This is a genomic window from Bacillus sp. GM2 (assembly GCF_056155945.1).
The window spans coordinates 2,125,273-2,140,007 of record NZ_JBRKSZ010000007.1 but is presented as its reverse complement, the minus strand read 5'-3'; the positions used below and the strand labels follow the sequence as shown (position 1 = coordinate 2,140,007).

General features: G+C 45.8%; 14 protein-coding genes and 2 riboswitches. Of the genes, 8 read left to right on the top strand and 6 right to left on the bottom strand.

Going from position 1 to position 14,735, the window contains the following annotated elements:
* Together metE and ACVC9U_RS11845 are read right to left on the bottom strand one after the other, a co-directional pair.
* Entirely contained in the window at positions 1 to 2,289 is a 2,289-nt protein-coding gene (gene metE / locus ACVC9U_RS11850; RefSeq protein WP_075753157.1) for a 5-methyltetrahydropteroyltriglutamate--homocysteine S-methyltransferase, read from the bottom strand.
* A 150-nt stretch (positions 2,290 to 2,439) separates the two neighbouring features.
* A riboswitch (cobalamin riboswitch) is annotated at positions 2,440 to 2,628 on the bottom strand.
* 130 nt (positions 2,629 to 2,758) lie between these two features.
* A complete protein-coding gene (locus ACVC9U_RS11845) occupies positions 2,759 to 3,712 on the bottom strand; it encodes a S8 family peptidase (RefSeq protein ID WP_003181011.1) in 954 nt (317 codons plus the stop codon).
* A 292-nt stretch (positions 3,713 to 4,004) separates the two neighbouring features.
* On the opposite strand from ACVC9U_RS11845, the gene ACVC9U_RS11840 reads away from it, so the two are divergent.
* The 3 genes from ACVC9U_RS11840 to ACVC9U_RS11830 all read left to right on the top strand — a co-directional run bounded on the left by ACVC9U_RS11840 (position 4,005) and on the right by ACVC9U_RS11830 (position 6,566).
* Complete coding sequence (locus tag ACVC9U_RS11840; protein WP_020451111.1) at positions 4,005 to 4,160, top strand: transcriptional regulator SplA domain-containing protein; 156 nt, start codon at positions 4,005 to 4,007, stop codon at positions 4,158 to 4,160.
* A gap of 139 nt (positions 4,161 to 4,299) precedes the next feature.
* A riboswitch (M-box (ykoK) riboswitch) is annotated at positions 4,300 to 4,464 on the top strand.
* A gap of 248 nt (positions 4,465 to 4,712) precedes the next feature.
* Entirely contained in the window at positions 4,713 to 6,068 is a 1,356-nt protein-coding gene (gene mgtE, locus ACVC9U_RS11835) for a magnesium transporter (protein ID WP_075753155.1), read from the top strand.
* A gap of 90 nt (positions 6,069 to 6,158) precedes the next feature.
* Positions 6,159 to 6,566 (top strand): hypothetical protein, encoded by a 408-nt coding sequence (locus ACVC9U_RS11830; protein WP_075753153.1) that lies wholly within the window; start codon positions 6,159 to 6,161, stop codon positions 6,564 to 6,566.
* A gap of 32 nt (positions 6,567 to 6,598) precedes the next feature.
* Here the strand turns inward: ACVC9U_RS11830 and ACVC9U_RS11825 are convergent, their stop codons facing one another.
* Positions 6,599 to 6,931 carry a MerR family transcriptional regulator gene (locus ACVC9U_RS11825; RefSeq protein WP_020451114.1) on the bottom strand — a complete coding sequence of 111 codons (333 nt, stop codon included), beginning with the start codon at positions 6,929 to 6,931 and terminating at the stop codon, positions 6,599 to 6,601.
* 191 nt (positions 6,932 to 7,122) lie between these two features.
* On the opposite strand from ACVC9U_RS11825, the gene ACVC9U_RS11820 reads away from it, so the two are divergent.
* The 3 genes from ACVC9U_RS11820 to ACVC9U_RS11810 all read left to right on the top strand — a co-directional run bounded on the left by ACVC9U_RS11820 (position 7,123) and on the right by ACVC9U_RS11810 (position 8,197).
* On the top strand, positions 7,123 to 7,278 hold the full coding sequence (locus ACVC9U_RS11820) for a hypothetical protein (RefSeq protein WP_142238611.1): 156 nt from the start codon (positions 7,123 to 7,125) through the stop codon (positions 7,276 to 7,278).
* Between the two features lie 104 nt (positions 7,279 to 7,382).
* Positions 7,383 to 7,562 (top strand): hypothetical protein, encoded by a 180-nt coding sequence (locus ACVC9U_RS11815; protein ID WP_020451116.1) that lies wholly within the window; start codon positions 7,383 to 7,385, stop codon positions 7,560 to 7,562.
* Between the two features lie 173 nt (positions 7,563 to 7,735).
* A complete protein-coding gene (locus ACVC9U_RS11810) occupies positions 7,736 to 8,197 on the top strand; it encodes a MarR family winged helix-turn-helix transcriptional regulator (protein ID WP_020451117.1) in 462 nt (153 codons plus the stop codon).
* A gap of 5 nt (positions 8,198 to 8,202) precedes the next feature.
* Here the strand turns inward: ACVC9U_RS11810 and ACVC9U_RS11805 are convergent, their stop codons facing one another.
* From ACVC9U_RS11805 to ACVC9U_RS11795, 3 genes are all read right to left on the bottom strand, one after another.
* On the bottom strand, positions 8,203 to 10,053 hold the full coding sequence (locus ACVC9U_RS11805) for a DNA ligase D (protein ID WP_441390975.1): 1,851 nt from the start codon (positions 10,051 to 10,053) through the stop codon (positions 8,203 to 8,205).
* 3 nt (positions 10,054 to 10,056) lie between these two features.
* A complete protein-coding gene (gene ku / locus ACVC9U_RS11800) occupies positions 10,057 to 10,929 on the bottom strand; it encodes a non-homologous end joining protein Ku (protein WP_026579818.1) in 873 nt (290 codons plus the stop codon).
* A gap of 147 nt (positions 10,930 to 11,076) precedes the next feature.
* Complete coding sequence (locus tag ACVC9U_RS11795) at positions 11,077 to 12,729, bottom strand: diguanylate cyclase domain-containing protein (protein ID WP_441390973.1); 1,653 nt, start codon at positions 12,727 to 12,729, stop codon at positions 11,077 to 11,079.
* 290 nt (positions 12,730 to 13,019) lie between these two features.
* Here ACVC9U_RS11795 and ACVC9U_RS11790 point away from each other — a divergent pair, with 290 nt between their 5' ends.
* Together ACVC9U_RS11790 and ACVC9U_RS11785 are read left to right on the top strand one after the other, a co-directional pair.
* Positions 13,020 to 13,661 carry a DedA family protein gene (locus ACVC9U_RS11790; protein WP_145652518.1) on the top strand — a complete coding sequence of 214 codons (642 nt, stop codon included), beginning with the start codon at positions 13,020 to 13,022 and terminating at the stop codon, positions 13,659 to 13,661.
* A gap of 271 nt (positions 13,662 to 13,932) precedes the next feature.
* Positions 13,933 to 14,700 (top strand): TerC family protein, encoded by a 768-nt coding sequence (locus tag ACVC9U_RS11785; protein ID WP_020451122.1) that lies wholly within the window; start codon positions 13,933 to 13,935, stop codon positions 14,698 to 14,700.
* Positions 14,701 to 14,735: the final 35 nt, after the last annotated feature.

Sequence of the window (14,735 nt, the reverse complement as noted above, 5' to 3'; positions counted from 1 at the left end):
TTAAACAGTCTGAGCGAGTTTGCCTCTTGCTTGTTTGGCTGCTTCAACCATATGTTTAAGCGCTGCGATCGTTTCTTCAGGCTGTCTCGTTTTTAAACCGCAGTCAGGGTTTACCCAGAAGCGGTCAGCCGGGCAGACTTTCAGCGCATCTTCTATAATCGTGAGCATTTCATCGCTGGAAGGGACGCGGGGACTGTGAATATCATAGACGCCAAGCCCGAGTCCTTTCAGGTAAGGATGCTGTTCCAGATAATCAAGGAATCCGCCGTGGCTTCTGCTGTGCTCGATCGTAATGACGTCTGCGTCAAGATCTTCGATCGTGTCTACAATATCTTCAAAGTTGCTGTAGCACATATGCGTATGGATTTGCGTCGTATCTTCTACTGATGAAGTGGACAGTCTGAACGCTTCGGCAGCCCATTTAAGGTACTCGTCCCAATCCCGTTCTTTAAGCGGCAGGCCTTCTCTCAAGGCGGGTTCATCGACCTGGATGATTTGAATGCCTGCTTTTTCGAGCGCTTCAACCTCTTTGCGGAGAGCTTGGGCGATTTGGAAGGCAATCTCTTTTCTCGGCAGATCATAGCGGGCAAAGGACCAGTTTAAAATCGTAACAGGACCTGTCAGCATGCCCTTGACTTTCTTCGAGGTCAAGGATTGGGCGTAAACTGTTTCTTTTACCGTCATCGGCTCTTTAAACTCGACATCTCCGTAGATAACCGGCGGACGGACACAGCGGGAACCGTATGACTGAACCCAGGCGTATTTGGTAAAGGCGAATCCTCCGAGCTTTTCACCGAAATATTCAACCATGTCTGTCCGTTCGAATTCTCCGTGAACGAGAACGTCAAGTCCGAGCTCTTCCTGAATATCAATCCATTTCTTTGTTTCTTCCTGAATAAATGCTTCATACTGCTCGTCAGACCATTCTTTTTTCCGCCATTTTTGCCGCGCACTCCGCACTTCCGCCGTCTGCGGAAAGCTGCCGATCGTTGTTGTCGGCAATAGAGGAAGTCCGAGAGATTCATTTTGGATCCGCAGTCTTTCTTCAAAAGCAGTCGGACGTTTAAAGTCTTCCTCGGTCAGCTTGTCTCTTTCTTCGGCAAAGGCCGAATTTGTCGCTGCACCGTATCGTTTGAGAGCTTGAAGATGTCCGTGAGCTTCATCGATTTCCGCTTGGATGGCCGCTTTTCCGGAAACAAGCCCGTTCTTCAGCAGTGTAAGCTCCAGAAGCTTTTCTTTTGCAAAAGATAAACCGTTCAAAAGATCATCGGCAAGATGCTCGTCCGGGTGTTTTGCGACAGGGACGTGAAGCAGGCTGTTTGAAGGCTGAATCCAGACTTCGTCAACACCGGCACTCCGGATCAGCTCAATCGTCAGGTCAAGGCGTTCTTCGAGATTGGCTTTCCAAATGTTGCGCCCGTCTAAAATACCGGCGGCAAGGACTTTGTCTTTAGGGAAACCGTGCGCTTTTAAATGCTCGAAGTTTTTCCCTTTATCATGAACAAAATCAAGACCAATCCCGGCGACAGGAAACGATATCAGCTCTTCATAAGCGTCAACCGAATCAAAATAGGTTTGCAGAAGGATATTCAGTCCAGGGACTTCCTCTGTCATCGTCTGATAGATTTCTTTGACTGCAGCCGCTTCTTCATGTGAAGCCGTCACTAGAGCGGGCTCGTCGATTTGCACCCATTTGCCGCCTTCCTGCTCAAGCTCTTTCAGAACTTGGATGTAAAGAGGCGTCATTTGGTTATAAATATCTTTGATATCTTGTTGTTCATAGCCTTTTGCAAGGGCTACGAAAGTGTAAAGGCCGAGTATGACGGGCTTCGTTTCTGTTCCCAATGCTGCTTTTGCTCTTTTGTAATCTTCAAGCGGTTTGTTTCTCGTCACGCGGTATTGTGCGCCTTTTTCAAATTCAGGCACAATATAATGGTAGTTTGTGTTAAACCATTTTGTCATTTCACACGATACAGCATCTTTCGTGCCTCTCGCCATTGCGAAATAAGTATCTAACGGATCATGTACATCCTTGAATCTTTTTGGAATCCAGTTGAACATCACCGCCGTGTCAAGAACGTGGTCGTACAAGGTAAAGTCGGAAACCGGTATGATATCGATTTGCTGATCAAGCTGAGTCTGGAGGGCTGCTAAAAATTGTTCGTCCATTTCTTTTAAAAAGGTCTCACGGTCTGTGTTTCCTTTCCAATAAGCCTCAAGCGATTTTTTCCATTCTCTGTTCAAGCCGATTCTTGGAAATCCCAAGCTGCTCGTTTTTACATTTGTCATTCTGGTCTCCTCCTTTTAATGTTCAATAAAAAAAGACACTCACACTTCGGACAATGAGAAGGTGAATGCCTGAAAACAGCATTTTTGCGAACGAGAAATAAACGTAGCGATTGTTACGTCAACTCGAACACCTCCTATCGACCGTAGGTTGATGGTGCGTCAGAACAGGCAGGTCTCCTGGCTCATGAATCGACGGTTATTTCCCCCTTCCCGTATAGAAACAATGGGTTTTATGAAATAACCTCCTCATTCACAGTGGCGGGACCGCGTCGGATTTTCACCAAACTTCCCTTTTAAAATCTAACCTCGTTAGATTACCATGTTCCCGGCGATGAAATTGTTTAGTAGATTATATACCGTCACGATCTTTTAGTCAAAATAATTTTTGAATTCTTGCAATTAAAAAGATTCGGCCTTATCGACGGACATGAAAAAGGCCGCCGACATTGTCGGCAGCCTCCTTAGGCTGTTAAAGGGAAAGAAGTTTTGCTTCGCCGGCTTTTTCTGCCAGTACCTCTGGCGCCGACAAATATAAGAATCCGTTGCCGATCAGCGCTTTTGAGTAATCAAGAGGAAGCGTGCGGCGGATTAACTGAGCATACAGTTCCGGTTCTGTCAGTTTCCGTTTAAACGCCTCTTCTTCAGCTGACTTAATGAGAGCGAGCGCGCCGCTGACGTGCGGTGTAGCCATCGATGTTCCCGTCAGCTTTCCGTATTGATGATCTGGCAATGTAGAGAGGATTTCTTCTCCAGGTGCAACGAGGTCAATTTCTTTGTTCGCATTTGAGAATTCGGAAGACTCCCGCGTCAATGACACGGACCCGACAGCGATGACTTCGTTGTATGCAGCAGGGTATGAGTACTCCTCTGTACGGTCATTGCCGTCGCCTTCGTTTCCGGCGGCGCAGACGACGAGCACTCCGCTTTTCACTGCGTTTGTCACCGCTTCTTTCAATTCCGGAACGTCGGCAGGTCCGCCGAGCGACATTGAAATGATATCGGCTTTTTGTTCGACGGCGTAGTTGATCCCGTTGATGATCCATTCATAATCCCCGCTGCCGTCTTCACCGCCGAGCACCTTGACGATTAATAGGTTCGCTTCGGGTGCCACGCCGGAGATGCCGCCGTTTTGATCGTTTGCGGCAATCGTACCCGCCACATGGGTGCCATGTCCATTATAATCATGAAATTGATCTTCTTTTCCGTTGTCATCATCAGTAAAGTTTCTGCCTCCGATGATTCGGTCTGCCAAATCGGGATGGGTTGCGTCACAGCCTGTATCAAGCACTGCGACAGTGATATCTTTTCCTTTAAAACCTTGTGACCACAGCTCCGGTGCCTTAATCGCATCGATTCCTTCCGGCAATTCATTCACGTCCATCAGCTTTGTGTCAGTGACATAAGGAATTAATCGCATTTGCATTTCAAAGCCCTCCCTGTTATATGCTGCTTTAGATGGGTTACAAGGTGCGTGATTTTATTGTAAAACATTCGCTTTGTTAAAAAAAGGTTCATTTGTATGAATTTTATGAAAAGTTAAAAAATATAGATAATAGAGGAGAAAAGTCGAATAACTGCGAACAATGCTGGAATTGTAAGCGAAAAGACCTGTGAAATCGGTGAAAGGGCGAGAGAATCACTAGATATATGAGATTTCGCTTCATCATATTATCCCGGCAAAAGGATATCCTATTAAAAAAAGGAGTTGATACAGGGTGAAAGAACAAGAAAACGAAAAAAGAGACGAATTGTCAATCGAGCAGGCGGAGTTTGTGCCGCATCCAAAATATGAAGGAGAATACGCGCTTTTGCTGCACGAAAACTACCACCTGCTGTCAAAGGACGACCTTGAACAGGATAGCGAAAAGTAAGAACGGAGCTCGGCATCTCGGCGAAAGAGCTGGTTTAATTTTGACGAAAAAGGGAATCAACCATAATAGAGAGCATTAAGTTTGCTTTTCTTATTGACAGTTATCCTTTTTTTCTGTAATCTCATTGTGTCCGGTAAATACAGCTCTTCGTTAGGTGAGGCTCCTGTATGGAGATACGCTGCTGCCCAAAAATGTCCAAAGACGCCAATGGGTCAACAGAAATCATCGATCTAAGGTGATTTTTAATGCAGCTGGCATGTTGCCTATGCCATACAGTGCTAAAGCTCTACGATGGAAGGCGTTAGGGTTTTATTTTGTATGGCTTTTAACACCTTCATTTCAATGAAATAGGTGTTTTTTTATTTTTTGAGGAAAGTGAACTTTCCGTATTAAACAAGGAGGTGGAAGTATGGATTCTCCCCATTCGAGGCGGTTTAAACATACGAGAAATATTTTACAGTATCACACATTGATTGATGAGGAGATCCTTATACTTCACCCCTTTTGCTATGGTGATATAAGGATCTCCTGAAAAGGGAGGTACAGATTGCCATGGTAAAAAACATGACATATGATGAACTTATTTTACGCATTATTATTTTGCTGAGAGACGGAAAGCGAAAAGAGTTTCAAAACGTTTTAGAGGAACTGCAGCCTTATGATATGGCGATTCTGTTTAAGGAGATGCCCGAAAAGCACCGCGGCCGGTATCTGTCTTTTTTAACGGTTGAAGACATTACCGATCTCATGGGCGAACTGGATAGAGAAGAGCAGCTTGTCGTTTTGAACAAGGTCGGCAAAGAAAAAGCGATCCATGTGATGAATAAAATGGACAACGACGACCTTGCCGCGCTCTTCGAGGAAATGGACCCAGAGCTGAAAGACCAGCTTCTTTCCAGTATGGAAGCGGAAGAATCTGAAGCGGTCCGGGTTCTGATGAACTACCCGCCTGAAACAGCGGGAAGAATCATGACAAACCGCTATGTCTGGATTCCGCAGCATTACACGGTAAAAGAAGCGGTCGTCAAGCTGAAAAGCTTTGCGGAAATCGCAGAGTCGATCAACTATTTATACGTTATCAATGAACAAAAGCAGCTTGTCGGGGTTATCTCATACCGGGATCTCATTTTGGCAGAACCCGATGAGAAGGTTCAGGATTTAATGTTTACAAGGGTGATATCGGCGGACGCTCTTCAAGATCAGGAAGAAGTCGCAAGGCTCATCGAGCGGTACGACTTTCTGGCGATTCCCGTTGTAGAAAAAGACCATGAACTTGTCGGGATCGTAACGGTTGACGACATTATCGACATCGTTATCCAGGAAGCGAATGAAGACTACGAAAAATTTGCTGCATCTGGTAAAGCGATCACGTTTGATACAAAATCGTATGTCGCTGCATACCGTCGTCTGCCGTGGCTGATCTTGCTTCTGTTCATCGGTTTGATCTCTGGCAGCATCATGAGCTTTTTTGAAGACACGCTGCAGCAGGTTGTCGCATTGGCCTTTTTTATGCCAATGATCGCAGGAATGACGGGTAACACCGGAACACAGTCTCTCGCTGTCGTCATCAGGGGACTTTCTAAAGAAGAGCTCAATAAAAAAACGATTTTCCGCTTGATTTTCCGGGAGCTCAGAGCCGGGATTATCATCGGCGTCGTGTGTGCGGTCGTGATTACGGGAATCGCGATTGTATGGCAGGGGAATCTGCTGCTCGGTTTTGTGGTAGGGACTTCGCTCTTTGCCACACTGATTATCGGAACGATGGCGGGAACGATCGTCCCGATCATCCTTCACAAGTGCAACGTCGACCCTGCAATTGCATCGGGTCCGCTGATCACAACATTAAATGACATTTTGTCACTGCTGATCTACTTCGGTATTGCAACTGCATTCATTCATTCGCTGTAAGCAGCAGCCCTCCTTTTTTAGGGAGGGTTTTTTGCTTGCCAGAATTCGTAAAAGCCTATATATTTTAGGCAGAGATCAGGGGGGATTGGTATGAGAAGATTTGCAGCTGTGCTGATTTGTTTAGCCGTTGCAATGATTGCTGCCGGCTGTCAGAATGAAGATGAAGGAAAAGACAGGCGGCTCGTCGCAGTCGAGGGTATGCTTGAGGCGATATTGAACGATGATGTGTCAAAGATGAAGCGGTTGTACGTGGAGGGCGCAACCCCCTCTCCGGAAACAATCCTGGAAAACAAACAGAAATGGGGAATTTCCGGGCTTCATGCTGATGATTTTCAAATTTCTGAAGCGAGCATCCATGTGTTTCATGCCGCTTACAAGATGGAAAATACCGGTCAGCCCGGAACGATCGCGTTTCGGATACGCAATGATCCAGATAAAGGCGTTATGATCGATTTCATTGGATACATAAAGGAAACGAAACAGCAGGAAAACAGGTGACGAATCATCCGGAGGGAATGATTCGTTTTTTTTTAGCGGTTTTTGTATTTAAAATGAGCGTTAAGCTGTCCTTCGAGCATTTTCTTTCTGAGCTGCTGGTCGTTTTTCAGCCTCTGTTCTTTTTTGCGCATATCTTTGAGTATTTCTGCCGTCTGAACACCGTCTTCCCGCTTGTTTGCGATTTCCATCAGCCGTTCAACGTCAGCAAAGGAATACTTGCGCGTGCCTCTTGAAGAGCGCTGCGGATAGATCAGCTTGCGTTCTTCGTAATAGCGGATCTGCCTGACCGACAAACCCGTCAGCTCGCTGACAATGCCAATTGAAATCACTTTTTTATCTTTATAAGAAAGATCTTCGACTGTCATTTTCCCACCCCTAAGATGACTTTTTTTGTATTATATAAGAAAACGCGCGAAAAAACCTAACGTTTGTCAGGAAATCTAACATTGTTGAAAAACTTTTAAAAAAATCGCGGAAGAAAAGTTTACAGGAACCATGCAAGGGGTAAAAGTGTTTTGTATGCTGTAGGTACAGACTGATGAGGGGGAATCATTGGATGAAGGAACACAAAGCAGTCACACTCGCCAAAGAAATCGTTGCCTTAGACAATAAAAGAGACGAATTGCTTGAGACATTACTGAAGCTTGCCGGAAAGGATGCGTTTCCGCTGCTGAGGGCGGTGCAGAACGGCTTTTATCAAAAGTCCTCTTAAATCCGGAAGTGGGCGTGAAAGCAAACTTTACACGGCCTTAAAGCCTGGTTAATAAATAAGGTCTATTCTTATATTACAACACACGAAAATGAAAGGAGCAGATTATGAGCAGATTGTTAAAAAACGCTTTGGAAAAGGAAAGAAACCATTATTCAAAAAAACTGAGCTCACTCGGTGAGTATAATCAGGATGTTTTGCAGAGAATGACGATTACGGAGCTCAGAAAAGAATATTTTTATTTTTTCCGGAAAAATAAAGCCCGTGTTCAAAATCGGCCATTTTGAAAAAACGGGCTTCTTTTTAATATCTTAAAAAAAATAAGCAGGAGTTTTCTTTCGAATAACGAAAATATATACTTATAGAATATGGGAAAAGCATGACCCTTTCTTTTTCTACATTTGTAAGGGTTTTCATTTCCCGGGTTCATTTTAAGAAAATAGTATAAGAGGTAGATGATATGAGACTTTCGTTTAATGAGGAAGAAGTTCACCGTGCTATGTCGCTGTACAAGGTTTTTGCCAGGGCTTTTAAAAGCGTTTCAGAACATAGTATTCGGGACAGCAAGGAACACGGCTTTAATCCTACAGAATTTGCTGTATTGGAGCTTTTGTATACGAGGGGAGCCCAAAAGCTGCAGCAAATCGGCTCGAGGCTGCTCCTTGTAAGCGGAAACGTAACCTATGTGATCGACAAATTGGAAAAAAACGGTTTCATCAAACGAGAGCAGGACCCGAAAGATAAACGGTCTGTCTATGCGAATTTGACAGAGAAGGGAAAGGCATATCTCGATGAGATTTATCCGATCCACTCCCTGAGAATTGCGCGGGCTTTTTCAGGCTTGACAAAAGAGGAACAGGAGCAGCTGATGGCCCTTTTAAAAAAAGCCGGAATCCACAGCCAGCACCTATTGTTTCGCTGAAAAAGTCAGTTTTCCGAACGGTCAATTTCTTTTAAGTGATCGAGAATAGCTTTGATCTGTTTGTCTTGGGGCTGTCTGAAGAAGCTTTCGAAAGGGCATCCGAGTTCCTTTGTGCGTTTGATGACAGCCTCCATCGTAAAATTTGAGGGTGCCAAGTCTGAATGGACTTCCTCCCAAAACAGCGGTGCGGCCACTGTGCCAAGCTCATTGCCTCTTGTGGAATACGGGCAGATGATCGTTTTTCCCGGAGCGTGCTGCACATAATCAATATAGAGTTTTCCGCCCCTGTTTTTAATCAGGCGTTCGGTTGTGAACAGATCGGGAAAAAGCGAGACACAATAAGAAGCCGCAAAGCTTGTGAAAAGGCGGGTTTCTTCATAAGTAAAGGCGTTTTTTGAAATCGGAACATAGATTTGTATCCCTTTATTTCCCGACAGCTTTGGAAAAGATAAGAGGCCAAGCTGATCAAATAAACGGTGCAGCTCTTTCGCGGCTCTGACGGCCAGTGGAAACTCCGACCTTGAAGGCGGATCGAGATCGAAAACGATTTCGGTCGGACGGGTCGTATCCGCTGTTTGAAAAGGGATATGGAACTCCAGCGCAAGCTGATTGGCAAGCCACAGCAGAACCGAATAATCGCTGCAGATAATATGCTCGTGCTCGTCATCCCGAATGGACGTGATAAATTCGGGTGCGTAGTCGGGCTTGTTTTTTTGAAAAAAAGATTCCCCGCCGGAACCGTGCGGATAACGGATAACGGTAAGCGCCCGATTATCGAGAAACGGAAGCAGAAAATCGCCGATTTCATTCAGATATCCGATGTAATCCGCTTTTGTTTTATTGCTTTTAGGAAAGATGATTTTATCAAGGCTTGTCAGCTGCAAATCGGGGTGGACGTTTCTTGAATGAAGCAGCAGGCGCTTGTAAGTACAATCTTTCCAAGCCATGTCAAATTCAAAAGAAACAAACGACACCTCGCGCAATGTCCCGTAATGAATCGTTAAATAATGGACCGTCATGCAAATCGACGGATCTATGGTATATTCACCGGGCTTTGTTTCGGTTCCGTATTGCTTGACGATTGAAAGAATGGCGTTTCTTTCCTGTTCTCCGAGTCCGTGGGAAACCGAACCGACTTCTTTAATTTGACCGTGGTCATAGACGGAGATTGTCAAATAACGGTTTGCCATGTTGTAGCCTGTCATAAATACGGCTGCTTTTTTGTAGTTTTTGAGCTTGAGCCATTCGGCTGTTTTTTTACTTTCAGCCCAGCGGCTGTCTTTTTTCTTTGCGACAATTCCCTCGCCGTCAAACCTTTTAACAGCATGCCAAAGAGCATGGAAATCTGAAGTGTCAGGGATGTATTGAATTCGTGCGTAAGCCATCGGATCGGGAGCCATCGGCAAGCCAAGCTCTTTCATCAGGTCGGAAAGCATGCGTTTTCGTTCGGTATAGGGGAGCGAGGTTAAACTTTCTCCTTTAAAGACCAGTAAATCAAAAGCGAGGTACTGGCACGGTTTCTTCGCGGCAGCTTGTTCAATCAACTCGGCCTTTTTGCTTAACCCTCTTTTTTGGACGTATTCAAACCGGGAACGAAAACGGTTTGTCAACGACACAATTTCCCCGTCAATCGTGATCGGCAAATGTTCTTTGAGATTTTCGATCATGCTTTTTGCAAATTCCGTAATTTCCGGAAATGTGTTTTCGAGCGGCTGCGCGTTTCTGCTGATGAGCGAAACGTCGCCGGCCGCAGAAATTTTTAAAAGCCCCCGATACCCGTCATACTTGGCTTCATACCGCCAATTGCCGCCTGAAGGAGCGGATGTGGTCAATACGGGCTGCATCGTGATTCCCATTTTTTATTTTGCCTCTGAAGCTTTTTTGCGCGACGTTTTTTTCTTTTTTTCCCCGGTTCCTTTTGCAACAGGCGTTTTTGCCGCTTCCCGGTCAGGCGCTTTTGTCCGTTCGATGCTGGCTTGGAGAGCGCTCACGAGATCGATGACATCCTCGCGCGGAGCGGCGGCCCCGGCATTTGGCGTGACACCCTCATTATGATCGATTTTCTCTTTGATTTTATCCATCAGTGCAAGTCTGTACGTATCTTCATATTGTTCAGGCGCAAATGTCGTCGTCAGCTCGTCTATTAGTGAAATCGCGGTTTGCAGCTCTTTTTCGTTGACCGCGGTTTCCTCTGGAACACCGGGTACGTGGGCCGCGTTTCGGACTTCATCAGGGTAGTGGATAGACTCCATTAAAATGCAGTTTTCGTAGACGCGAAGAATGGCGAGCTGTTTTTTTGATCGGATGGTCATATGGGCGATCCCGATCTTTTCTGTTTTTCTGAGCGCTTCGCGCAAAAGTGAGTACGCTTTTACACCGTTATCTCCCGGTCCGACGAAATATGAACGGTTGAAATAGATGGGGTCGATTTCCTTTAGCTGCACAAAATCAACAATTTCGACGGCCTTGTCTTCCTGCTCTTCTTTAAGCTGTTTCAGCTCATCGTCCGATAAGACGACGTATTTGCCTTTAACATATTCGTAGCCTTTGACGATGTCGTCGGGCGCGATTTCCTGATGGCAGTTTGTGCACTTTTTTTCATACTGAATCGGGGCGCGGCATTCTTTATGAAGCGACCTTAATTTAATATCCTTATCCTCTGTCGCTGCGAACAGTTTAATGGGGATATTGACAAGGCCGAAGCTGATTGAGCCTTTCCACATCGTATGCATCGGTTCGGTTCAACTCCTTTTCTTTTATTGATGCCTCTCTGCAGATTGTTTCATGAATAGCAACTTATGGATAACAGCGCGAAAAAAAGCATCCGGGCTTCGGCCCGGATGCTTGCGGCGGTACAGTGATTTGCTTGGAGAAAGCGCTTAGTTCGGCTTGGTTTCCCCCTGCAAAGACGGCCTGTTCTTTCTGGCGTGGGAAGACGAGAAGTACCGATATCTGCTTTTGCTCTTGTGCTTCGCGGCATACATGGCCATGTCAGCTTTTCTCATCAGCTCATCACCGTCTGTTCCATCGGCCGGAGAAACGGCGATTCCGATGCTGACGGATGTTTTGAGGCGGTGCTCTTTAATGTGAAAAGGCGTTTCAAACTGACTGATCAATTGCCTGGTCAGCTGATCGGTTCCATGTAAAGGGGCGACAATGATAAATTCGTCACCGCCTAACCGGGCGATGAAGCCTTCATCAGGCACACAATGCGCCAAACGCTGTGCTGCCGCCACCAGCAGCAGATCCCCGACGTCGTGGCCAAGGGCGTCATTAAACACTTTGAAACGGTTTAAATCCAAAAACAACACAGCCGTCCCCGTCTTCTGCCGCTCCAGAGCATTTGCGAGATGGTCGGCTGCATACCGTCTGTTTGGCAAATCTGTCAGCGCGTCATAGTGGGCCATCCTGTGGATTTTGCGTTCTGCTTCACGCTGGTTTGTCATATCTTTGCAAATGACATAAATGCTGTCGAGCTGCTTTCTGACGTACACCGGTATCAGCGTCACATTTACATCAAAACGCTTTTCAGCTATTTCGATTTCCGTATCGCGGTTGAGGGCCTGTTTTTCATTTTGGACTTGAAGAAACCAGCTGTGCAGTCTGTCATGATCCTCCTCCCGAAAAAAGGAAGACAGACGCTCAGGCTCAACTCCCATTTTTTCAAGAAGGCTGTATCCCGATGAATTGGCGGAAAGCATCTTGCCTTCAAGCGAAAACACGTAGATCGGATCAATGTTGTGGTTGATTAAGGACTGGAACCGTTCCTCATTATCTTTGATTTTATCGATATGAAACAGCAGACGCTTGTCAGTGAAAGCGCCGAAAATTAAGAAGCATTGAAGCATCAGGCTGACAAGCACGATCATAATGCCCAGTTCAATTGTATCGATTCCTTCGCGGCCTGTATCACGGCCGTCAGTCATGAAAAGCGTAGCTGCTGCCATTCCTGTATAGTGCATGCCGGAAATGGCGCCTCCCATTAAAAGCGCGCTTCCGATTTTAATGAACAAGATCCGAAAGGAGCCGGTTTTTTTGGCGAATACAACTGACAGTTTTAAGGCAGCGAAGGAGGCGAAAATGGCGATTGCAAAAGAGGCGGCATAAAGAACGGGATGATAGACGATTGTCATATTCTCCATCGCCTCCATCCCGATAAAATGCATGGATGCAATCGCGCTTCCCATTGCAAGGGAGCCCGCCGCCAGTCTCGCATTCGTCGGTTTTTTTCCATTCACAACATAAAATGAAATGAGCGAGCCTGCGAAAGCGGCAACAATCGAAAGCAAGACGAATCTCAAATCGTATTTCATTTCTTCGGCTGTCTGAAATGACACCATCCCGATAAAGTGCATAGACCAGATACCAAGCCCCATCGTGAGGGATCCGGCCAAAAGCCATCCGATATTTTTCCTGCCCTTTGTATGGACGACCCGTTCCGATAAATCAAGGGCTGTGTATGCTGCCAAAACCGCAGTGATATAGGATAAAAGAACGAACCATCCATTATATTCACCAAAAACTTCTGTCACTTTCTTCTCCGCCTTTTTTGTACTATGATGAAAAATCTGAATTTCTATATTGTATTGTGAAAGGCCAGACTGCCGTACTCTTAACCGTTGACATAAAAAAAGCGGCAATAGCGCTACATTCGGTATAATTCGTGAATTATACTATATATAATGAAATTCGCCAATAAAAAATGATATCCTTCTGCTCTTTCTAAGGAGGACTTCCCATTTTGCTCTTCAATTTTCCTGAATTGTGTTAAAATCGTTTTTGTACGTTCTTTGGAACTTGAAATTATCAATCGTCAAAGGTTGTGGTCGATATCGAGGAGTTTATTTTATCATTGGCTGAGGCGTTTAAAAGCCTCTCATATTTAGGGATTTTTCTGGCGCTGTGCATCGAATTCGTGCCGGCTGAAATCGTTCTGCCGCTTGCCGGCTACTGGGTGTATCAAGGCGATATGTCGCTGATCGGGGTCGTTGCGGCAGGTTCACTGGGCGGTGTCGCAGGTCCGCTGACGCTTTACTGGCTCGGGAGGTACGGGGGGCGGCCGTTTTTGGAGCGCTACGGCAAATACTTCTTCATCAAGCCTGAAGCGCTCGAAAAATCGGACAGGTTTTTTGAAAAGCACGGGGGATTTGTCGCATTCAGCGGCCGGTTTATACCGGGCATCAGAACGCTGATTTCCATTCCGTGCGGACTCGCTAAAATGAATGTGTGGGTGTTTTGTATTTATACATTCCTTGCGATCACGCCGATTACGTTCGTCTATGTCTATTTAGGCTTTTACCTCGGCGAAAACTGGAGCAAGGTCGGCAGCCTATTGGACGGATACCTTCTTCCGGTCGGCATCGGATTCATTGTTTTGTTCGTTCTTTACCTTTGGGTGAAAGGCAGGCGGAACAAAGTCAAATCGCAAAGCGTTTCAACTTTTTTAAATAAAAATAAGGATTGACAGCCGGGCGCATATGAGGTTAATATTATCTTATAATTCAATATTTTCTTTTATCCCAAAGGGGAGTAGCGTCCGGATGTTAAACCGGAAACAAAGTCGTCAGTTCATGGATGTTCATCCATCGGCTTTGTTGGCATGATTTAATCAATGATAACCATGTCTAGCAAGACCTTTGCCTAATGTTGGCAGAGGTCTTTTTTGTTTTCTGAAAATACCCTGCTGCATTAGCGGGAATAAGAGAAAGAGACAATCACTTAGGAGCAATTATAAAATGGATGCAGCATTATTACTTGAATATGGTTGGGTTCTTCTCATCCTAGTCGGGCTGGAAGGTATTTTGGCCGCGGACAATGCCCTCGTCATGGCAGTCATGGTTAAACACTTGCCTGAAAAAGACAGAAAAAAAGCGCTCTTCTACGGGTTGGCCGGCGCGTTTGTGATGAGGTTCGGCGCTTTGTTTGCGATCTCTTTCCTTGTCAACGTCTGGCAGGTGCAGGCGATCGGCGCCGTCTATCTGCTTTACATCTCCATTCACCATATTTTGAAAACCCATGTTTTCAAAAAGGACGAAAAGGTGAAAGAGTCGAAGCAAAGCGGTTTTTGGCCGACGGTTATCAAAGTTGAGCTGGCGGACATCGCGTTTGCCGTCGACTCGATTTTGGCGGCGGTTGCCCTGGCTGTCACACTTCCGGCAACGAACCTGCCGCAAATCGGCGGACTTGACGGCGGACAGTTCATGGTGATTTTAGCCGGCGGGATCATCGGACTGATTATTATGCGTTTTGCTGCAAGTCAATTTGTGAACTTGTTAAAGAAACGTCCGAGCCTGGAAACGGCTGCTTTTCTGATTGTCGGCTGGGTTGGTGTGAAACTGACGCTCTATACGCTCGCACACCCGCAAATCAACATCGTCTCTGAACATTTTATTCATTCAGGTACTTGGAAGTTCATCTTCTGGGCGGTGTTGATTGCCATTGCGCTCGGGGGATGGTTTATGACAAATCCGAACAAACACGAGAATAAAGCTGCAGAGGAGTAAACAGCTTTCGCCAGACTGCCGGTCTTTCACCGGCG